Origin of the sequence: Desulfovibrio ferrophilus (genome assembly GCF_003966735.1) — a bacterium.
In the GTDB taxonomy this organism is placed as follows: Bacteria; Desulfobacterota; Desulfovibrionia; order Desulfovibrionales; family Desulfovibrionaceae; genus Desulfovibrio_Q; species Desulfovibrio_Q ferrophilus.
Window position 1 is genome coordinate 926160 of the sequence record NZ_AP017378.1, and the last position, 20368, is coordinate 946527.

The 20368-nt window shown below is 56.3% G+C and carries 18 protein-coding genes; 1 reads left to right on the top strand and 17 read right to left on the bottom strand.

Annotation, left to right across the window (positions count from 1 at the left end; genetic code table 11):
- Positions 1-5: 5 nt before the first annotated feature.
- From lnt to EL361_RS04395, 12 genes are all read right to left on the bottom strand, one after another.
- Positions 6-1523 (bottom strand): apolipoprotein N-acyltransferase, encoded by a 1518-nt coding sequence (gene lnt, locus EL361_RS04340; RefSeq protein WP_126376974.1) that lies wholly within the window; start codon positions 1521-1523, stop codon positions 6-8.
- Positions 1516-2346: a hemolysin family protein gene (locus EL361_RS04345; protein WP_126376976.1), complete on the bottom strand. Its 831-nt coding sequence runs from the start codon at positions 2344-2346 to the stop codon at positions 1516-1518. Before EL361_RS04345 ends, lnt begins: the two co-directional genes overlap by 8 nt.
- 83 nt (positions 2347-2429) lie before the next feature.
- Positions 2430-3524 (bottom strand): PilZ domain-containing protein, encoded by a 1095-nt coding sequence (locus EL361_RS04350; RefSeq protein ID WP_126376978.1) that lies wholly within the window; start codon positions 3522-3524, stop codon positions 2430-2432.
- Complete coding sequence (locus tag EL361_RS04355) at positions 3478-4011, bottom strand: hypothetical protein (RefSeq protein ID WP_172961631.1); 534 nt, start codon at positions 4009-4011, stop codon at positions 3478-3480. The genes EL361_RS04350 and EL361_RS04355 overlap by 47 nt, the downstream gene beginning before the upstream one ends.
- Before the next feature lie 157 nt (positions 4012-4168).
- Positions 4169-5152, bottom strand: coding sequence for an MlaD family protein (locus tag EL361_RS04360; protein ID WP_126376983.1), 984 nt, complete (start codon positions 5150-5152; stop codon positions 4169-4171).
- Complete coding sequence (locus EL361_RS04365; RefSeq protein ID WP_126376985.1) at positions 5149-5655, bottom strand: hypothetical protein; 507 nt, start codon at positions 5653-5655, stop codon at positions 5149-5151. The genes EL361_RS04360 and EL361_RS04365 overlap by 4 nt, the downstream gene beginning before the upstream one ends.
- A gap of 44 nt (positions 5656-5699) precedes the next feature.
- Positions 5700-6485 carry an ABC transporter permease gene (locus EL361_RS04370; protein ID WP_172961632.1) on the bottom strand — a complete coding sequence of 262 codons (786 nt, stop codon included), beginning with the start codon at positions 6483-6485 and terminating at the stop codon, positions 5700-5702.
- A 49-nt stretch (positions 6486-6534) separates the two neighbouring features.
- Entirely contained in the window at positions 6535-8409 is a 1875-nt protein-coding gene (gene mnmG / locus EL361_RS04375; RefSeq protein ID WP_126376989.1) for a tRNA uridine-5-carboxymethylaminomethyl(34) synthesis enzyme MnmG, read from the bottom strand.
- Positions 8410-8438: 29 nt separating this feature from the next.
- Positions 8439-9665, bottom strand: coding sequence for a M20 family metallo-hydrolase (locus EL361_RS04380; protein ID WP_126376991.1), 1227 nt, complete (start codon positions 9663-9665; stop codon positions 8439-8441).
- A 132-nt stretch (positions 9666-9797) separates the two neighbouring features.
- Complete coding sequence (locus tag EL361_RS04385) at positions 9798-10088, bottom strand: PxxKW family cysteine-rich protein (protein ID WP_126376993.1); 291 nt, start codon at positions 10086-10088, stop codon at positions 9798-9800.
- Between the two features lie 122 nt (positions 10089-10210).
- Positions 10211-11536 carry an amidohydrolase gene (locus EL361_RS04390; RefSeq protein ID WP_126376995.1) on the bottom strand — a complete coding sequence of 442 codons (1326 nt, stop codon included), beginning with the start codon at positions 11534-11536 and terminating at the stop codon, positions 10211-10213.
- Positions 11537-11550: 14 nt separating this feature from the next.
- The gene (locus tag EL361_RS04395) at positions 11551-12867 is read right to left on the bottom strand and encodes an amidohydrolase (RefSeq protein ID WP_126376997.1); all 1317 of its coding nucleotides are present in this window, start codon (positions 12865-12867) and stop codon (positions 11551-11553) included.
- Between the two features lie 152 nt (positions 12868-13019).
- Here EL361_RS04395 and EL361_RS04400 point away from each other — a divergent pair, with 152 nt between their 5' ends.
- On the top strand, positions 13020-13790 hold the full coding sequence (locus EL361_RS04400; protein ID WP_126376999.1) for an alpha/beta hydrolase: 771 nt from the start codon (positions 13020-13022) through the stop codon (positions 13788-13790).
- 45 nt (positions 13791-13835) lie between these two features.
- Here EL361_RS04400 and EL361_RS04405 read toward each other — a convergent pair whose 3' ends face one another.
- From EL361_RS04405 to EL361_RS04425, 5 genes are all read right to left on the bottom strand, one after another.
- Complete coding sequence (locus tag EL361_RS04405) at positions 13836-15200, bottom strand: response regulator (RefSeq protein ID WP_126377001.1); 1365 nt, start codon at positions 15198-15200, stop codon at positions 13836-13838.
- A gap of 19 nt (positions 15201-15219) precedes the next feature.
- Positions 15220-16731, bottom strand: a complete 1512-nt coding sequence (locus tag EL361_RS04410) for a VgrG-related protein (protein WP_126377003.1) — start codon at positions 16729-16731, stop codon at positions 15220-15222.
- 175 nt (positions 16732-16906) lie between these two features.
- A complete protein-coding gene (locus EL361_RS04415) occupies positions 16907-17455 on the bottom strand; it encodes a hypothetical protein (protein WP_126377005.1) in 549 nt (182 codons plus the stop codon).
- 38 nt (positions 17456-17493) lie between these two features.
- On the bottom strand, positions 17494-19104 hold the full coding sequence (gene cimA, locus EL361_RS04420) for a citramalate synthase (protein WP_126377007.1): 1611 nt from the start codon (positions 19102-19104) through the stop codon (positions 17494-17496).
- A complete protein-coding gene (locus tag EL361_RS04425; protein ID WP_126377009.1) occupies positions 19101-20339 on the bottom strand; it encodes an aspartate kinase in 1239 nt (412 codons plus the stop codon). The genes cimA and EL361_RS04425 overlap by 4 nt, the downstream gene beginning before the upstream one ends.
- Positions 20340-20368: the final 29 nt, after the last annotated feature.

Sequence of the window (20368 nt, forward strand, 5' to 3'; positions counted from 1 at the left end):
GTTTTTCAGCTCTTGGGGCGCGTGAGAAGGGCGCACAGGGAGCACAGTGCCAGCAGGATGGCGGGCAGCCATGCCAGAAGGTCATAATTGCGATGATAGAAGCTTGTAGACGTCAGGATCGGTACGTCGGTTTTAGTCACGACCGCAGCACTGAAAAGTCGGCTTGCCGACTGGATTCGACCATGGGGATCGATGAAGGCGCTGATTCCGGTGTTGGTGCAGCGTGCGATGCTGCGCTGTTGTTCAACGGCACGTAGCGCCGAAAGGTACAGGTGCTGGAGCGGGGCCGAGGAACGACCAAACCAGGCATCATTGGAGATGTTGACCAGCAGGTTGGCTCCCGCTGCCACTCGGGCCTGGGCAAGTTCTGGGAAGATGGTCTCGTAGCAGAGCAGTATCCCCGAGCGTATCTTGCCGGAAGGCAGAGGACCTTCGTTGTTACCGGGCTCGAAGTCTCCTACGCCTTGCACCAACTTGGTGATGAACGGGAGATACTCGCCAAAGGGAACATATTCGCCGAAGGGGACAAGGTGCTCTTTGTCGTAATAAGAACCAAGTCGCCCCGAAGGCTCAATCAGAAAGGCCCGGTTATAGAGTGTGGGCTTTCGCCTGCCGGGAAGAAAGGTGAACGCAGGAGAACCCGTGATGATGGGCGTCTGGATATCCCTGGCTAGGTTGCGCACAGACAGGGACAGGGAATTGAGTTCCTGAAGGTAGAACGGCAGTGCTGTCTCGGGCCAGATCATCAGATCGGGCTTGTTGCGGTCTGATTCGCCCCGGGTCAGTGTTTCGTACCGGGCCAGTGTTGCGTAACGGTAGGCTTCGTCCCACTTGAGGCTCTGGTCGATATTGCCCTGGATGAGGCTGATGCTGGCCGTGTTTGTCTCAGGGAGTGGCAGGGAGAGGTTCCAGAACCCCGTCGCTGCGAGAAGGGCCAGGATCAGAGCCCCTGCCAGTCGTTGTCGTGACAGGATTCCCGTGCCACGCGAGATGAGAACGGCCGCTGTGGCCAGTAGTCCAGAGAGGCCATAGGAACCGACAACGGAGGCTGTCTGGATCGCAAAGGGCCAGGGGGAGAAGGCCGAGGCCAGGGTCAGCCACGGAAATCCGGTGAACAGGATGCCTCGCAGCAGTTCCAGGAACCACCAGGAGGAACCGACCCACAGGGCCAAAAAAGGCCAGGAGAGTCGCCCCTTGACCAACCTGAGTCCCAGGCAGAACAGGCCATGATACAGGCCCAGAAATAATCCGATGAGGATGGGGCAGGGCACTGCCAGAATCCAGGGCAGTCCCCCAAAATCATGAACCGGCAATGCGACCCAGTACAGGCTTCCGGCAAAGGCTGCCGCGCCGATGAGCCAGCCACGTTTGAAGGCTGCCTTAGGGCTAGGGGCGTGCCGGGCGCAGAGCATGAGCCCAATGGGCAGGAGTAACGCCAGAGGCGGAACATGGGCCAAGGGATTGGCGAAGCCAAACCAGGCTCCGATGCAGGCCAGAATTGCCGGAAAGAGCAGATTAATCATCGGCCTTGGGACGCTCCACGGCCTGAATGATAAGCCAGTGTACCTGTTTGGGGTCGGCTTCCTTGATGATGAGACGGTGACCATCGGTGGAGAATGTTTCGCCGGAGTACGGTACGCGACCCGCCAGTTCACAGACAAATCCACTGACGGTATCGACCTGTTCCGAAGTCAACTGCAGGTTGAACTGCTCGTCCAATTCAAAGAGAGGGGTTCGTCCTGAGACCAGGATGTCGCCGTTCTCCAGAACCTGAATATCGTCGGGGCGCGGAGCATCGTACTCGTCCTCGATATCTCCGACGATTTCTTCCAAAACATCTTCAAGGGTCACCAGTCCAGAGGTGCCTCCGTATTCATCCAGGGCAATGGCCATGTGGATCTTCCTGGTACGGAAGACCTGCAGCATGTCCATGACGTTCTTGGTGTCTGGAATGAACAAGGGCTTGCGCATGATGTCGGCCGTAGACTTAGGGTCGCCCCCCAGCATGCAGTGGCGCAGCATATCCTTGGCGTGGACGATGCCTACGATATTGTCTCGGTTGTCCTGGTAGATGGGAATGCGCGAATGGCCGCGTTTCATCAGGTGCTCGGCAACGGCCTGAAGTGGCTCGTCTACAGCTTCGCAGGCGATGTCGGTGCGCGGGATCATGATTTCACGGACTTGTTTCCGCCCCAGGCGCAGCACATTGAGCAGCAGACTGACTTCGTCGCCGGTCAGGTCGCCGTCGCGCTTGGCAGAGTGGATGAACTTTTCCAGGACGGAGTCGTCCCTCTTGAAGAGTTTGCCAAAAAGGGTGGAGAACAAACTGTCTGATTCGTCTTCCAACTGGAGACCTCCTCACGTAGATTGAATTAACCTTAGGTATAGGAAGTTACAGGAGTGTTGGCAATCCCTGCCGGTTGGGTTTTTTAGACAATTCCTCTGGAACGGTAGAGTTCCAGATGCCTGCGTTGAATCCAGTTGCCCAACTTGTCGATACCGCCCCCGCCGATTTTGGTCCAGGTGATCTGCATGGTTTCCGGGTCGGATATTTCGCCGGTTTCAATAAATTTGAATCCAATCTCCAGGTCCTTGGTCTTGAAATCTTCGTAGCGGTTCTGCACACGACCGACAAACCACAGCTTTTGTTTGCGTTTCATGTCCGGGTCGAAAAGCTTGGTCAGGATGTAAAAGCGTTGCCCGATTTCAAAGTCCAGGCCGTTTTCTTTCAATGATTGTCGCGTGATATCAATTCGTAGGCCACCAGCCGAGATGTTTGCCACGCGCATCATGTCGGTTTCTCCGGCGTGATGAACAAGGGAAGGCTTCCCCCAGCATTTCAGGCATTGTTCAAGAGTCCCATCCTTGGAGTGGACCTCGGGCCACAGGGCCATGCCGAGCATGTATTCCAACGGAGGCTCCATACGCAGGTGGATGCGTTTCTGCTGCATCCGGACACTGTCCGGAATGGGCAGAGTGATGAGAGTGCTCCCGTCGGAACGTTTTTTGATGCCAGCCACTTCGGATTCGAAATTATAGAATTGCGAGGCTCCGCCTCCTCCGCGCGAGGCGACTCGAAAATAGCAGGTCACTGGTCGCGCAATCCATCCCTGATGGGCTTGCACAAAATCGCCTGCATCCAGAGTCAGGTTGCTGTGGCTGAGTTCCTCGATGGAACAGTGCAATGGCCTGGAAACCTGCTCATCCCTGGAGAAGCTGAATTCGATCTTGTTGCGCTGATCAAGGGCGGCTTGCAGCAGGTCGGTCACCTGTTCCGGGGCGACAATCACACCAATGGGGAGAGAGGGCTTGCGGCGAAAGACATAGTGGTTGGCCAAAAGCACAGAACCGCCAGCAATGCAGGCCAACGCAACGGTCCAGACAATGATCTCCAGCCCTTGGGAAGAGAACCCGAGAGCCGCGAAGTTGTCCTTGACGCTCCCGAGAAAGGAGCGGTCTATTCCTGCGAGAATATGCTCAGTCGCAAGGGAAGATCTGGTCGTCAAGAATCCGAATGCGGTCATTGATAGCTTGCCTTTTCTGCGGGTTATCCTCAATGCTCAGGCGCAATCGCCAATCTTCACGTAAAAAAGTCACCCAGCCTTGCCGGGCGTCCCGAATCCTTGCCAATTCAATCAGCGTCAGGGCTGTGGTGTCGTCTCCCTGAGCGATGGCGGTACGCGCTGCCTTGCGTGCATAGACGGAGGCGAACAGACTGTCTTTTTCAGCCTTCAGGCTCCGCTCAAGGCGCAGGTAGTTGCGTTCTTCAATCAGTGTCTCGTAATCCTTGTCTCTTTGGGTTCGCTGTTCAAGAGAGCCGGGACAATCGAGGGCTGCCTTGGCATAGCGCCTGGCCTCCTGTTCAAGGACACCTGCGTCCATGTCCAGGTAGGCCCTGAGTCTTGCTGCCAGTTTTGCGGTTTTGGCCGCAGCGCAGAAGTCGTCACTGCGTAGCGACGATTCCAGGCTCTTGGTGTACTGGATCTCAGCTTCACACCAATAACCTTGCAAGAAAGAGTCCACAAAATCACGACGTTGTATGGGGGCTTGGGCCGGGGATGTACTGAGCGGATAGGGGCTGCGATCAGTTGCTGTGCTGCAGCCAGTAACGCAACAGGCCAAGAGAATAATATATATGGAGAAATATCTGAATATCATGAGTAATCTCCTATGGGGCCGGGTGTTCCTCGGGGGCAGGTGAACCGAGACCTCTGGACAGGGGCCATGTGTTGTTCAGACGCTCCAGGAGTTCGGTGCCGAGACGAATGGTGTGCTCGGTGCGTGCCCGCAGGCGTGCAAGGTCTGTCGTGGCCGCGCGAATGTCCTCAGTGATGGCAACGGAATTATCTACGGCTGGCTGGATGTCTGTCCTGAACTGCTTGAGTTCCTTAACAAAACTGTTGACTTCCTGCATCATGCTCACCGCTTCTTTCTGCAACGGTTCAAGGTCTTCCACTCGTTCTGTGGTGGCATCAACCAAACGGGTCATGCGGGACATGGCCATGTCCGTATTGGCCAGCAACGAGTCAAGCTTTTGGACGGGTTCGGGATTTTTCGTCAGGTATCCGACAAGGCCCTTGTCCGAGCGTAGATCCTCGGAGAGTTTTCCGAGGTTAACCAACACGCTTTGGACCGGACCGTCCTTATCCAGAAGCTGAGCGGTGATGGCCCGGATATTGGCGACGATGACCTTCAGGTCCTCAATGACCGGTTTGGCTTCGGCAATGATTTCATCCAGCCCACCGATACGATTCAATTCGACTTGGGTGTATTCTTCGAGCACGGGGCTGTTCTGTGATCCGGGAGCCAATTGCAGGTAGGTTTTACCGATAATTCCCCCCTGCACAAGGATGATCTGGGAGTCCTGACGGAACCATTCCCTGTATTTATCCAGGATGTCGATTTCAATGATGACGCGACCCACATGAGATAGATCCACATCATTGACGTTACCGATGCGGAATCCAGACAGCCGTACCGGGGTGCCGCGTTCCACGTTTTCGCCGGTGGTACTGATGACATAGAATGTGGCGTAGTCCGAAAACAGATCCTTCTTGATGCCGAGAACGATCAGGGTGCCAATGAGCACGGCAACAAAAATCAGGACAAAGGCGCCAACCCGCAATTCCATAGTTTCATGTCTGGTGCTCATGGGGTTCCTTGCAATGCCATGGGTTTCAGATTGAACTGGTCATAAGCCGGGGCGGTCTTGTCCAGGCAGGCAACCCAGATACGTACGCCATTCTTGAGCGCCTGTGCGGCCTCGAACGCTTGAGTGACATCCTCGACGCCGGGAGTCGGCAATAGGATGATACCGCTGTCCTGGCCGAGGCAGCGCAACAGCTTGACTTTTAGGGTGTCGCGTCGGCTCAGGTTGGTCGGGCGCTGGCTCAGGGCGCCGAGCAGGTCCAGAATTTCCAGAGGGCCCTGCAGCCGCTCGATGACCTGCTGAGGATTCAGATTGCGGTGATACATGCCGGGCAGAGCGATGTTCTCCTCCACTGTCAGTTCCTCCAGAAGAGGATAGCGGCGGCCGACCACACCGATGTGGAAATCAGTCTGCAACGAGAGATCGACCAATTGCTGAATGCCACCTTTGTTGGAGGCTGTCAGCAGCAGGTCTGTGGTCTCGGCGAGCAGTGTGGCAATGTCCATGTTGTACCTGTTGAATGCCGCAACGGGCTTGTTTGCTATGAAAATCAGGTGAAGAGGATGAAGATGACTTCCACACCTACGATGGCTGCCAAGGCATACATCAACCCCTGGATGAGTTGCCTGGGCAAGTCCGTGAGCTTGGCCTGGATATTCAGGCCGCGCTGCACACTGATGGCCGCGACAAGCGTGGCGAACAGGAATGGTTTGGCCGTGATGTAGAGCAGATCACTTGGCACAAGCGCTTCGGCAATCTGGTCCAGATAGTTGGCCAGGGTGATATCCTGAAGATAGCCCATGACCAGGAAGCCGCCGAGTAATCCGACCAGACTGAAGGCCAGGGTCAGGCAGGGGCCAGCGACCGCAAAAGCCATGATGCGTGGCAAAAAGAGATAATCCCTGAGTCTGATGTCCAGCATGGACAGGGTGTCCAGTTCGCCACGGATTGCCATGAGCGCGGTTTCGGAAAGGGTGGCTGTGCCTGCTCGCACCATCAGAATGACGGCCACGGTGACCGGGGCAATTTCATGCAGCATGGCGTCAATGAGATAGTCACCGATGCGGTCATAGGCACCGAGTCCAGTGAGGATGGACAACAGGTAATGGACAGTGATGGAACCCATGATCAGGGCAATGAAACAGGTTGATGGCAGGCTTTGCACGGCTACGGCGTAGAGGTGCCTCACCATGGACCGGTAGCAGGCCGTATTCAGGAATGTCAGGCGTACGAATGAGCGGGCCGTTTCCATGAGGATGGCGTTGGTCTGCACAAGCGGTCTGCTTTTGCGGAGTGTGAATTCGCCAACGCGGCGTACCGTATTCCGGGCGTTCATTGCACTCATGTAACCGGAATTATTGCCGAGGGGAAGGGTGTGCGATTTGTCAGTTGGACAATTTGCGCAGGTGGATTTCCAGACAGGATATGGCCGCAGGAGTAATGCCGGAGATACGAGCCGCCTGACCCAGAGTCATGGGCCGGACATGATCGAGTTTTTCCTCGGCCTCTCGGGTCAATCCGGCCACTTTGGAATAGTCCATGTCTTCTGGGAGCCGCTCGGATTCAAGGTGGGCGGAGCGGGCCACAAGCTGTTCCTGGCGCTTGAGGTAGCCTTCGTACTTAACGATGGTTTCTGCTTCGCGCAGGACTTCGGGTGCCGCTTGGGCGATAGCCGGGTATAAAGGCTCGAGGCGTTCGATGGTCAATTCCGGCTGGCGCAGCAGGTCTCCAAGGGAGACAGCCTTGCCCGGAATGGAGGCACCGATGTTTGCCAGAATGTCGCAAGTGGCGACGTCGGGGCGGATGCGCGTTTCCTTCAGGCCTGCAAGCAGGGTGTTCAAGGCGTCGCGTTTGGTCGTATAGATCTGCCAGTGATCGTCTGTCACCAGCCCCAGGTCACGACCCAGTTCCGTCATTCGTGCGTCGGCATTGTCCTCGCGCAGGAGCAGACGGTGTTCTGCGCGGGAAGTGAACATGCGGTAGGGTTCTTCGGTGCCTTTGGTCACCAGGTCGTCCACAAGCACGGCCATGTAGGCCTGATCACGGCCCGGCAGGAAAGGCTCGCGTCCGTTCAGGGCGCAGAAGGCATTAGCTGCGGCCCACAGGCCTTGGGCTGCGGCTTCCTCGTAGCCTGAGGTACCGTTGATCTGGCCCGCCAGATACAGGCCGGGAAGGATCTTGGTCTGTAAGGTCGGGTCCAACTGCGTGGGAAAACAGAAATCGTACTCGATGGCATAGCCTGGGCGTACGATCTGAGCCTTCTCAAGGCCCGGCACCGTCGCCAACAATGCTTTCTGTACATCCAGGGGCAGGCTGGTGGGAATGCCGTTGGGATATACCTCGGGACTGTTCAGGCCCTCGGGCTCCACGAAAATCTGATGACGATTCTTGTCCGGGAATCGGGCGACCTTGTCCTCGATGGAGGGACAGTAACGCGCGCCAACGCCCTTGATCACTCCTGTGAACATGGGGGAGCGGTCAAATCCGGAGCGGATGGCCTCGTGGGTCTGCTCATTGGTCCAGGTGATGTGGCAGGGCAACTGGGGGAGCGGATTGAAGGGGGCGTGGAAGCTGAAGGACGGGGGCGGAACATCGCCGTGCTGCACATCCAATTTCGAGAAGTCGATGGAGTCAGCCAGCAGACGCGGAGTCGTACCCGTTTTCAAGCGCCCCAACTCCAGCCCCAAAGCAGCAAGACTGGCAGAGAGGCCTTTGGAAGCCGGATCGCCCAGTCTGCCCCCTGCGAAATTGCTCTGTCCGATGTGGATGAGCCCCTGCAGGAACGTGCCTGTGGTCACCAAGACCGTGCGTGCACCAAAACGTTGACCCAATTGGGTGGTCACTCCGGCCACACGGCCCTGCTCGACCAGCAGGTTTTCAGCCATATCCTGAAAGACCCAGAGGTTTTCCTGGTTGAATATATCTGCCTGGACGGCTTTCAAATAGGCATCTCGGTCTATCTGGGCGCGGGTGGCGCGAACGGCGGGGCCTTTGGAAGTGTTCAGACGTCGGAACTGGATGCCCGCTTTGTCGGCCCAGATGCCCATACGTCCGCCCAAGGCATCGATCTCACGGACCATATGCCCCTTGGCCAATCCGCCGATGGCGGGATTGCAGGACAGGTGGCCGATGCGGTCCGCATTGATGGTCAGCAGCAGGGTGGACATGCCCAGAGATGAGGCCGTCATGGCGGCTTCACATCCGGCGTGGCCTGCGCCAACGACGATGCAGTCGAAGATATCCGGGAAGATGGGCTTCATTATAATGTCCTGATCTGTCGACCTGAGTGTTATCCGAAGAGCACTCGGGCCATGACCTTGGCATCCGAGACTTGGGTGGAGATCAGGGAGCGCTCATTGGGCTGATGGGCGTTATGGACACAGGTGGACCAGACTGCGGCTTCATGTCCTGCGCGGCGCAGGATGGCCGCAACAGTACCGCCTCCAATGCCTTCGGGACGGGCATCGACACCGTAGAATTCCTTGATGCCCGCAGCCAGGCGCGTGACGATTTCACTGGTCATGGAGGTGGACGGAGCTGCTTCTTCACGCTGGGCTTCGTGGTAATCGATGGTCACGTTGTATTGATCCTCGATTGTCTTGCCCAGGGCGGCAATGGCATCCTTGACCTCCTGCACTGAATATTCGGGCAGGATGCGGCAATCCATGCAGAATACGTCCTTGCCGGGGATCGTATTGATATTGGGCACGTTGGCCTCACGCTTGGTGGGGCTGAAGGTGCTGGTCGGAGGTGAGAACAGATCATCAGTGGCCGGAAATTTGATGGGAAGCTCACTATTGAGGAGCAGAACCAGGGCCGATGCGGCGACCATGGCGTTGACGCCTTCGGAAGGTGTCGAGGCGTGGCACTGCTTGCCGGTGACGGTTGCTTCAAGCCAGAGCATGCCTTTTTCCGCTACTTCAACCAAGGCGGCGTCGGGGGTTCCGAAATCCGGAATCAAGAAGAGATCGTTTTTGCCGAACAGATCGTCGTGCTCTTCAACCACATATCCAAGACCCTTGTGGCTGCCGGTTTCCTCGTCGGCCACAAGCAGGATGCCCAGATTCATGGGGGGAGTCAGGCCGGATTCCAGCAAGGCCTTGGTCAGAATCAGGGAAGGGACGATGCCACCGTGATCGTCTTCCACTCCACGTCCGATGATGCTGTCGCCTTCGACGCGCAGTTCGTACGGGTCGCTGTCCCACAGGCTGGGGTCTCCCGGAGGCACGATGTCGGTGTGCGAGATGATCCAGAAGGTGCGGGAAGCATCCTCACCGGGGATGAAGGCCATGATATTGGGGCGGTAGCCACAGGAGACCCGGTCATCCGGCGCATTGATTTCCCGGATATCCTCAACGCCAAGGCCTTTGAGATAGTCGATCAGGAAGTCCGCCTTCTCTTTTTCTCCATCACCGTCGTTGTCGGGGCCCAAAGCGGGGATGGCGACCAGCTTGCGCTGGAGGTCGACGACTTCGTCGCTCATGGAATGGATGCGCTTGATCAACGTCTCGGACATGGTGTCTCCGTAACTGCGTTCACAAAGAAATTTGGGAGAGGGCAAATCTTAGTATGTACATGATTGCCACAGCAAAACAAAGGGGCGGACTCGCGCCCGCCCCTGTAGAAACATGAGAATAACCTAGAGGGCCTAGCGACCGCGAGCAGCGCGCTTGGAGGCCTTCAAGGGGTTGATCTTGACCTTGCCGCCAGTGTCCTTCTCGGCGCGGACGTGGGTGGCGAAGTTGCAGACGCCGTGGGACCACTTGGAAGCGGGCTGGGCGTAGCTGGTGCAGTAGTTGCCGCCAGAGGCGTGGTCCATCACGCGCTCACAGCCTTCACACTTGTCGATGACCTGCTGCAGCACAACACCGTTGAGGGTCAGACCGGCGTCGGTCATAACTGCATTGTCCAGAATGGTAGTGACTTTCTTCTTTGCCATTGGAGTGTCTCCTTAAAAAATGCCTGCCTGTGATCAGCGGGCTGTGGATTAATTGTCAGTCATAGAAAGCAGAGGATTCTTTATGGATAGTTGCGTCTCTGTCAAGCTAAAACTGCTCGTGTCTATTGATTCCGGGCCAAAGCCCATTGTCTGAGGGTGGTGGCCAGCCCATTCAATTCATCCTGCGGCAGTGAGGGGAACTGTCCGTCTTCATAAACGATTTCACCTGCCACCATGGTCATGCGCACCTCGGCGCCTGTGGCTGCATATACAGAATGCGAGATGGGTTCGTAAAGCGGCGCCAAGCCCGGATGATCGAGGTCCAAGGCCGTTAGGTCTGCCGGACTGCCGGGAGCGAGGCTCCCCAGTTCGGGCCATCCCAGAGCGCGGGCCCCTGTCAGGGTTGCTGCGTCCAGGACATCGGCGGCTTTGGTGACTGTGGGGTCCATGCGGTGGGCCTTTTGGAGCAAAGCCATGGCATTCATTTCGGCGAACATGTTCAGGCTGTTGTTGCTGCCCGCGCCGTCAGTGCCCAGTGAAACGGGAACGCCAGCATCCATGAACTTTTGGGCCGGGCAGAAGCCGTTGGCCAGTTTCATGTTGCTGCGCGGATTGTGTGAGACTCCCGCACCGGCCTTGGCCACCAGATCGATATCGTTTTCGTCGATATCAACCATATGAACCAACAGACTTCGCGGGGTCAACAGGCCCAGATCAGCAAGATAAGGGACAGGACGCTTGCCAAAATGCTCCAGACACTGTGTCGTTTCCGTGGCTGATTCGGCGGCATGAATCATCCAGGGCAGATCCAGACGCTTTGCCAGGGCATAGCTGTCCTGCAGAATTTCGGGCGACGTGGTGTAGACCGCATGAGGTGCCACGGCCGTACGTACCAGTGTGGAGTCGCGAGTGGCGTGCGTGAAAGCCTCGATGTGTTCGAAAGCCTGCTGAGGTGTTTCGTAGGCACGTGTGGGGAAGGAAAGGACACCTTCGCCAAGCACGGCCCGCATGCCAAGCCTTTCAACGGCCCGTGCGGCTTCCGGCTCGAACAGATACATGTCGCCAAAGCAGGTTGTGCCTGTTGCCAGCATCTCTGCGCAGGCCAACAAGGTGCCAGCGTATACGATTTCAGGGCTCAGTCGGTTTTCCACGGGCCAGATGTGGTCGGTCAGCCACTCCATCAAGGGCAGGTCGTCGGCCAAACCACGGAAGGCGGTCATGGCGGCGTGGGTATGGGTATTGACCAATCCGGGCAGCACAAGCCGACAGGACAGATCAAGAGTCCGGGATGCGCTGTAGGCGCTTGCAACCTCAGCCCACGGGCCCGAGGCTACAATGATACCGTCGATAATGGCCAGGCCTCCGTCAGACAGGACAGATCGGTTCTCATCCTGAGTGATGAGGACACCGGCACGAATCAGGAGATCGCAGGGGCTAGGCGTTTGCATAGTGGAAATATCCTTTAGAGCTGTTTCTGCACCCAATGGGCGGCTTCACGGATTTCATTCAACAGGGCTGGGTAGTCCAGCCGGGTGTACGAACCATCCTGATAGAGGACTTCGCCTTCGACCATGGTCAGTCGGACTTCGCCGCCATTGGTCGCGTAGACGGCATGAGAGGCCGGATTGTACATGGGCTGCATATTGGGCCGGGTCAGGTCCAGCGCGATCAGGTCGGCGGCCTTGCCGGCTTCGATGGAACCAAGCTCGGGCCAGTGCAGGCTGGCCGCACCGCCCAGGGTCGCCATGTCCAAGACAGTTTGGGCGCGCAGCACCGTGGGATCCATACGATGGACCTTCTGCACGAGGGCGGCAGTGCCCATCTCCGTGAACATGTTAAGGTTGTTGTTGCTGCATGCTCCGTCGGTGCCGATGCCCATCATGGCTCCTGCATCCAGGAGCTTCTGAGCCGGGCAAAACCCGCTGGCGAGTTTCATGTTGCTTTCCGGGCAATGCGAGACGCAGGTGCCACTGTCAGCCAGGATTGAAATTTCATCGTCAGTCAGATCCACACAATGTGCGGCAAGGGTCCGGGGGCCAAGCAGGCCGAGGTCCTGCAAGTAGGCCACTGGGCGCTGACCGGTCTGCTCCAGGCATTGAGCTGTTTCCGTTGTCGATTCGGCCAGGTGGATGTGCAGGGGCACGTCCAGTTCTTCGGCCAAGGCGTAGGATCGCTGCAACAGGTCGGGATTGGTGGTGTAGACCGCATGCGGCATCACGGCCGTGCGGATGCGGGTATCGCTTTCCCAGCGTTCCTCCAGGCCGCGGGCAACATCCAGCGCTCCGTCAAGGTCGGGATACGCCGGAGAGGGGAACGCGAAAATTACTTCTCCCACGCGGGCCCGGATGCCCGATTGATGAACGGCTTCGGCAACGGCAGCTTCCATCAGGTACATGTCGCAGAAGCAGGTGGTGCCGGTGCGCAGCATTTCTGCACAGCCCAGCAGAGCCCCCAGCCGGACCAGCTCCGGGGTGAGTTTCTGCTCGACAGGGAAAATGTGTTTGGTCAGCCAGTCCATGAGTGGCAGGTCGTCGGCCAGTCCCCGAAGCAAGGTCATGGACACGTGAGTATGCGCATTGATCAAGCCCGGCATGACAAGGCTAGGCCCCAGGTCCAGGTGGGATGCGGGAGTAAATGAGCCTTGCAGTTCAGTCTTGGGACCAACGGCGGTGATGGTTCCATTTGTGATGGCAATGGCGGCGTCATTGATGGTTGTACGGGCCATGTCCTGAGTCATCAGAACGTCGCAGGTGAGTAGGGTATCACAAGGTGTGGGCATGCTGGCTCCAGGGAGGGCTTGTTTGCGGTAAGGGTCTGAAGTATGTAATGGAAGTCCCGGTCATTCGCAAGACAGCTATGGTGCTTCCCGCCTGTGTTTCGTAAAGATACCGGATTGTCCCCGGAAAGATTTTTGATGCTGAGGAGTTTGTCTTGATTTCTGATTTTTCCCTTGTCGATACTGCGGCGCTCCTGATTCATGGGTTCGGTGGGGAGCCGTTTGAAATGCTGGGGCTGGCAGAAGCACTCGAATCCTTTGGGTGCAAGGTGTCAGTGCCCCTGCTACCGGGGCATGGAACCAGTATTGCGGATTGGCGGAAATCATCCTTCTCGGACTTGACCATGGCAATGGAACAGGAGTTCGACGCCTTGGTCCAAAGCCATGAGCGTGTCCTGGTCTGTGGCCTGTCCATGGGGGGAACCCTGGCCTTGCATCTGGGTATTGTTCGCGAGCCAGCGGGGGTGTTGACCATTGCCGCTCCGGTCCACCTGTTCCAATTCTGGCCGCCCGAGTTTCCTGATTGGCGCATGCCACTTGTTCCGCTGCTCAAGCATATCCGTCCGGTCTGGCCGACAGGATCACCAGATCCCAAGGCCAGGCGGATTGCCCCTTGGAAGGGGTATGAGGAGTATGTGTCTTTGGAGGCGTTGGACAGCTTTTTGGACGGAATGCGGCAGGTGAAGATGGGGCTTTCGAAATTGGAGGCGCCTTTGCTTTGTGTGCACAGTCCCTGTGATCGGACGGTCCCCCTGTCCAGTGCCTATGCCATCATGTCTGGAGTTTCGTCGCTTGAGCGTCGGCTGGAGTTGCTGCCCATTCATGAAACGGTGACCAAACACCATGTGCTGACAACGCATGAGGAAACCCGCGATCGGGTTCAGGAGTTGGTCGAGGGTTTTGCTCTGAAGCAGTTGGCTGAATAAAGAGAAGATGCAGGCAGGTTGCCGTGCAGGAGGGCGGTTTGGAATTTACATGAACATCATGTCGATTTCGAATTTGATTTCCTTGTTTTCCTCTTTGAATTTCTGCTTTTGACGTTCCTGGGCGGCTTCGATGATCTGGAGCAGTTCCGACTCCTGCTCGGAAGTCAGGTCGTGGAGTTCAAGGCCTACGGTCTCCTCCTCGACGCGCATGACTTTGCCCTTCAGGTTTTTGATTTCCGGCTTGGTCCCGACTTCGCCCAGTCTGAGGATATGAATCTTTGCCTTTTGGCCAATCTCGAATGACGTGTCATCCATGGGGTTCAGGCCCAGTGAATTCAGGCTGAGTTCTGTTAGGGCGAAATGATCCTTGTGTCCGACGACCTCGATGAGCAAGTCGGGAACCCAGAAGCGGACGGTGCCGCGTTTATCTTCATCTTCCTTTTCTTTTTGCTTCTTTTTGGCCGCAGCGTCGCTCTGGTCGCTTGAGGTCCATTTCTCTCCGGTCAATCCCTTGTACAACTTGCGGGCGTCAGGGAAATCATCCTGAATCGTCAGGGCTTCCGTGACCCGTTGTTTGGCATCGTCGAGTTGTCCTGTCTTCATCAGGCATTCACTGAGGGCGAAGAAATTTTGCGCGTTGTCGGGCTCGACTCCGATGGCTTTTCTGAACAGGGCGATGGCACTTTTCATGTCACCCTTGTCGCGCAGGGCTGAGGCCGCAGCAGAAAAAGGATTTGGGGCTGAGGCGTCGTACATCCGCAGTTCATTGAATATTTTTTCGGCGGCCGCATGATCTCCGTTTGCCACGAAAACCTTGGCTGCCGTGTTCATGAAAATCGAGAACTGGTCCATGTCCTTCTTGATCTTGCAGGCGTGAGCCAGGCCTTTGTAAGCCTCTGCACACTTGGGGTTGGCCCGTGCCGCCTGGGTGAACAGGGCAAGAGCCCTATCCGCATCATAGTTGTCCAGGCAGTGATACCCCTGCTCCAGAAGTTTCTTCTCGTTTGAAGATGCAGGGGGCGTCGGGGGTTTGGAAAGGGCGTTTTTGAGTTTGGTCAGCAGTGTTGCCGCATCGAAAGGCTTGATCAGGAATTCCGAAGCACCGGCCTTCATGTGCGCGGCAACGATCTTGGGGTCCTTCTTGGATGACATGATTAACACTGGGAGCTTGGCTACGCCCTGGGTGGAGCGGATTTTCTTCAGCAGATGGATGCCGAATTTATCGCCCACTACGGCTTCGCAGATCAGTAGGCCTACTTTTTGTCTGGCAATGGATTTCCAGGCACCGAGCAGGTCCCCGGTAGCGGAAACGTTTGTAAAACCAATTTTGCCAAGGGCAGTGGCGATGGCTTTTTGCACGGATTCGTTTTGCTCAACGATCAGCACATGAATATTTTTAATTGAAGCCATGGTCGTGCCCCGTTTGGAATCACATCAGTCGATCGTTGCCTTTGGACAGAAGTACTGCTCTTCGTTCCGGGGCGCTCCCGAGACGGTTCAGGGCCAATGTCATCTCATGTTTCAGACGGGCTCGCAACGCAGTCTGAGTCTGCAGAGGGATCTTCGACAATCGTTTTTCACGTTCGCGGAAGACTTCCTTGAGCAGTGTTACAACATAATCCTTGCCGGGATGCCCCTTTGCTCGGCTGTTGGCCTTGATGAAAATGGATGCTCCACCGCTTGGGCCGTGTTGTACTGCCGTGCTCCAGAGGACCTCGCGAACCACTGGAGGGTGTGAGTCCAGGTCCAGCCCGGCACGCATTTTTACCTCATTCAAGGTGGGAGAATAATAGTAGTTGTGGATGAAGTCATCCTGAAGTTTTTCAAAAAGCTTCGGGTGTTCTGATGCGATGTTCTTCCAGGTTCTGGGCATTGTGCCCAAAGTCCCGCCCGTATTGGATCGCCCGGCAATTTTCAGACGCTGGGCCCAGGAGGGAGCACGTTTTTCCAGATAGGTGATGAAATTACGCATGGCCCCTTTGCGGCTCGAGATCTGGTATTTTCCGTAGGAGGTTCCCCCCTTGACGTCATAGCCAATGGCGAAGATGCCGCGAACACCAGATTCGAACAGGGCGCAGAGGCTCCCCAGTCTGTTGCGTCGAGATTCTGCAGAGCGAATCTTGTCGAGACGGGACATGGGCGGGGCAATGGCGCTGCTGGGCAGGCTGGCCAGTGAGGCGTGTGCCATTTTTGGGCTTTTCAGGCGTGCGAACAGGCCGGACAAACGGGTCCTGCGAGTTGCCGTTGCCTGAAAAGCGGCACGGTCCAGGGGATGAACGGCTTCAGGATCCACCGGCATGCGCAGAGTTGAACGGTCTACACTGAGCCTGACACTGTCAAAGGGGACAGCTGGCTCCTGATGGGATGGGGTCACGTTCAGTGTGAGGAGCTGGTGCTGGAATTCTTCAAAAATTTCAGATGGTTCGTAAAATATCGAGAGTGAGTCGGGATCACTGAAAAAAACAGCAGTGCTGCCTGTGATGCGTAGCGGGGAGAGGTGGGTCATGAACGCCGAGGGCAAGGCTGCAAGGATGACTTCACGTGCATCGGCGATTTCATCCGGGTCCCAGATCGCCATGAGTCCTGATGACGATTTCTTGGGTTGAATGGCGATGTCGCCGGGCAAGAATGTCTTGAGAAAAAAGACTTCCAGAGCAAAGACCAGAAAAAGATAGGCCAACAACGCAACTGGGAATCGCGCTTTGGCGGGCAGAATGAATTCGGCACAGCGTTTGGAACTGATGATGATTTCTGCCGTGGCAAGTCGCAGAGCTCGGCTCAATTGCGAGACTATTGGAGCGCATGCGGCTTGGGCCAGACGCAGCTTTTGAGCCTGGATCATGCTGAGGGTGTGGTTATAAGAAATTCTCCAGCCCTGGCGCAATGTGGCCGGGACAGTGAATTTCCAGAAACCACTGGTGAACGGTCTATTCAAATCCATCCTTGAGCAGCCTCAAGTCTTCGGTGCATTACGGCGTGTGGTCATCCTCAGCATAAAAAAGGAACTGGAATTGTCGGAAAAATGCCGCCGCATGAAGTTCTGCTGCAAAATTGCAATAAATATACCTCATTTGCCGGTGGTCGGCAATCAGCAGTCTGCTACGCTAAATGCAGCCTTAGGGAGCGGGTGTCGGCTGAATGCGAATTAGGATTTGATCGCTCCCTGGGCGCTTGCGCAGGATAAGGACAGTATCGGGCGAAAGATTGGCTGAGGACGGCTCGGCCATGTCAAATTCGGTGCGTTGCAAACGGATGGGAATCACGTCTGCCCCGGCCACGGCCATGAGCGATATGTATGAGTCATTGTTTGTTATGTGATCAGCCCAGCGCTGTGCGCAATTCCAGTTTGTCTGCAACTGCTCGCTAATCCCCTTGGCGTCGGTATAAGGGGCAATGAATCCTGCATGATTGAAGGGAAACTGAAAGATATGGGACAGGGAGACCCGCAATTCGGGAGCCTCTGAGTTCATCAGCGCTGCGGCATGGCGCAGATTTTCTTGCGCCGATTCAACCCGTGCAGGATGTAACTCTGCGCAGGGGACCGTTGCCGCAGATTCGATACGGTTCCATAGGATGTACGACAGCACCAAACCAGCGAGAAATAGCACCGCCGCTCCCAAGAGCGCCAGCAACCATCCGCGCATTGCCGCGTCGTGCTCAGCCATCAGTCTCTCCCGTCCGAGTCAGGACCCGCCGGTTCCGCCTAGTCAGCCTTGGAAGGCCATTTTTTTGGGTCATCCTTGAACAGTTTGTAGTTGACGGAGTCCACCAATGCTTCCCAACTGGCATGGATGACGTCGTAGGACACACCCACTGTGGTCCAGCGGGAATCCTTGTCTGCGGATTCGATGAGGACTCGGACATTGGAAGCGGTGCCGCCAGTGTCGCGGGTGGTCCCGGACAGGACTCGCACCTTGAAGTCGTCCAGGCGCATTTCCTTCAGACATGGATAGAACGGATACAGTGCCTTTCTGAGCGCTTGGTCAAGGGAGTTGACCTGACCCATGCCCGAAGCGGCAGTATGCTCGATCTTTCCGCCAACCTTGAGCCTTACGGTCGCCTCGATGAAGGCTTCTCCATTTTTGCGCATGGCATCCATCACGCTGAAATTCATGAGCTTGAAGTACTGTTTGGACCAGCCCATGGCACGGAAGAACATCAATTCGAAAGAGGCTTCGGCAGAAGAATATTCATAACCGATGCTTTCGCGTTCCTTGATTTCGGTCAGCAGGTCCAGCACGGCAGAATCGTTCTTGTCCAAGTCGTAGCCGTATTTTTTGGCCATGAACAGGATGTTGCTGCGTCCCGACAGGTCAGAAAGCAGAATGCGCTGGTGGTTACCGACGCCCTCGGGCACGATGTGTTCATAAGTCAGGGCATTGCGCATCACTGCCGAAACATGGACTCCGCCCTTGTGGGCGAAGGCCGAGCGTCCAACATAGGGCTGGCGCAGGAAGGGGCGCAGGTTGCAGGTCTCGGAAACGAAGTTGCTGATGGTGGTCAGCTGTTGCAGTTTGCCTTCGGGCAGGCACTGGTATTGACCATCAAATTTCAGTTCCAGATTGGGAATGATGGAGCAGAGATTGGCATTGCCGCAGCGTTCTCCATAGCCATTGATTGTGCCCTGAATCTGTTCTGCACCCTGCAGGACGGCCTGGATGGAGTTGGCTACAGCCATTTCGGAATCGTTGTGGGTGTGGATGCCGAAACGGGCGTCGCCGAGTTCCTTTTTCAGGTCAGCGATGATGTCACTGATCTCCTGGGGCATGGTTCCGCCGTTGGTGTCGCACAGCACCAACACATCAGCACCGGCTTCATGGGCCTTCTTGAGGGTCGCAAGGGCATAGTCCCGGTTGGCCTTGTATCCGTCGAAGAAGTGTTCGGCGTCGTAGAAAATTTCGGAGAATTTGGGGCGCAGGTAAGCCAGGGAATCGTGGATCAGTTCAAGATTGCGTTCCAGAGGCACACGAAGGGCCTCGCGGACATGCAGGTCCCAGGTCTTGCCGAACAGGGTCACGACATCCGGGGCGGCGTCGATGAGCATGTTCAGGTTCTTGTCGTTCTCGGCGTTGTTCTTGGCCGCATGCGTGCTGCCAAAGGCTGCAATCTTGGAATGATTGAGTTGGTGTTTCTTGATCTCGGCGAAAAAAGCCCTGTCCGTTTTATTGGAACCGGGCCAGCCGCCTTCGATATAGTCAACACCCAATTCATCGAGCTTGAGCGCGATGCGTATCTTGTCCGGAGACGAAAGGTTGATTTCGTCCGCCTGGGTGCCATCTCTTAATGTGGTGTCGTAGATGGATATTTTCTTCATGTGCAGACGTGTCCTTCCTTATCGAGTTCGAAGGTGTCATGCAGAGTGCCCACGGCAAGCTCCGTGTATTTCTCTTCAATCAAGCAGGTGACCTTGATCTCCGAAGTCGAGATCATGAGGATATTGATGCCTTCCTTGCACAGGGATTCGAACATGCGTGACGCAACACCGGAATGGCTGCGCATGCCCACGCCGATGACCGAAACCTTGGAGACCCGCTCATCAATGAGGACTTCGGAAGCTTTGATGTCGCTTTCGATGCGGTTGATGATCTCCTGGGTTTTTTCCAGGTCGTTTCTGGGCACGGTGAAGGTCATGTCCGTGGTTTTGCCGTCACGTGAGGTGTTCTGGATGATCATGTCGACCACAATTCCGGCATCGGCCAATGGCAGGAAGATGGCAGAGGCCACTCCGGGCCGGTCCTCAACGTCGCAGACAGTGACGCGAATCTGATCCTTGTCGTAGGCAATGCCCGAAACCAGTACGGCTTCCATGCTTTCATCCTCCTGGGTCACGAATGTACCGTTACAGTCCGAGAAGGTCGAACGGACATGGACGGTCATATTATATTTTTTGGCAAATTCAACGGAACGAATCTGGAGTACCTTGGCTCCCATGCTGGCCATCTCCAGCATCTCGTCATACGAGATTTTTGGGATTTTGCGAGCCGTGGAACAAAGGTTCGGGTCTGTGGTGTAGACGCCTTCAACATCGGTGAAGATCTCACAAACATCGGCATCAACAGCGACTGCCAGCGCAACGGCTGAGGTGTCAGAGCCCCCACGACCGAGAGTCGTGATGCGGCCATCGCAATTGATGCCCTGGAAGCCGGCGACAACGAGGATGTCGTATTCTTCCAGATAGCTTTTGAGTCTGTCGGAGTTGATGTCCAGAATGCGAGCTCGACCGAACTTGGAGTCGGTCTTGATCTCGGCCTGGTGACCAAGAATGGAGCGGGCGTTGTAGCCTGCATCCTTCAAGAGCATACTGAATAGAGCCACCGAGACCTGTTCCCCGGTAGAAACCAGGGAATCCATCTCTGCGGAATCGGGTCTCGTGGACCACTGGCTGGCCAGATCGATGAGGCGGTTGGTTTCTCCGGACATGGCCGAGAGTACGACAACGACCTTGTTGGCCCCGTCGCAATGTGCGCTAGTCACCTTGGCCAGGACCTGTTGCATGCACTCCAGATTGGCCACGGAGGTTCCGCCGAATTTTTGAACAATGATGCCCATTTCCGTCTAAACTCCCTCGCGTCGTTGGT

Bases quoted from the DNA above. Each gene is read 5' to 3' on its own strand.
- EL361_RS04350 (WP_126376978.1), bottom strand. From the start codon at position 3,524: ATGACCGCATTCGGATTCTTGACGACCAGATCTTCCCTTGCGACTGAG.
- EL361_RS04390 (WP_126376995.1), bottom strand. From the start codon at position 11,536: ATGCAAACGCCTAGCCCCTGCGATCTCCTGATTCGTGCCGGTGTCCTC.
- EL361_RS04365 (WP_126376985.1), bottom strand. From the start codon at position 5,655: ATGGACATTGCCACACTGCTCGCCGAGACCACAGACCTGCTGCTGACA.
- EL361_RS04405 (WP_126377001.1), bottom strand. From the start codon at position 15,200: ATGGCTTCAATTAAAAATATTCATGTGCTGATCGTTGAGCAAAACGAA.
- EL361_RS04410 (WP_126377003.1), bottom strand. From the start codon at position 16,731: ATGGATTTGAATAGACCGTTCACCAGTGGTTTCTGGAAATTCACTGTC.
- EL361_RS04425 (WP_126377009.1), bottom strand. From the start codon at position 20,339: ATGGGCATCATTGTTCAAAAATTCGGCGGAACCTCCGTGGCCAATCTG.
- mnmG (WP_126376989.1), bottom strand. From the start codon at position 8,409: ATGAAGCCCATCTTCCCGGATATCTTCGACTGCATCGTCGTTGGCGCA.
- cimA (WP_126377007.1), bottom strand. From the start codon at position 19,104: ATGAAGAAAATATCCATCTACGACACCACATTAAGAGATGGCACCCAG.
- EL361_RS04360 (WP_126376983.1), bottom strand. From the start codon at position 5,152: ATGAGCACCAGACATGAAACTATGGAATTGCGGGTTGGCGCCTTTGTC.
- EL361_RS04395 (WP_126376997.1), bottom strand. From the start codon at position 12,867: ATGCCCACACCTTGTGATACCCTACTCACCTGCGACGTTCTGATGACT.
- EL361_RS04415 (WP_126377005.1), bottom strand. From the start codon at position 17,455: ATGGCTGAGCACGACGCGGCAATGCGCGGATGGTTGCTGGCGCTCTTG.
- lnt (WP_126376974.1), bottom strand. From the start codon at position 1,523: ATGATTAATCTGCTCTTTCCGGCAATTCTGGCCTGCATCGGAGCCTGG.
- EL361_RS04385 (WP_126376993.1), bottom strand. From the start codon at position 10,088: ATGGCAAAGAAGAAAGTCACTACCATTCTGGACAATGCAGTTATGACC.
- EL361_RS04370 (WP_172961632.1), bottom strand. From the start codon at position 6,485: ATGAACGCCCGGAATACGGTACGCCGCGTTGGCGAATTCACACTCCGC.
- EL361_RS04380 (WP_126376991.1), bottom strand. From the start codon at position 9,665: ATGTCCGAGACGTTGATCAAGCGCATCCATTCCATGAGCGACGAAGTC.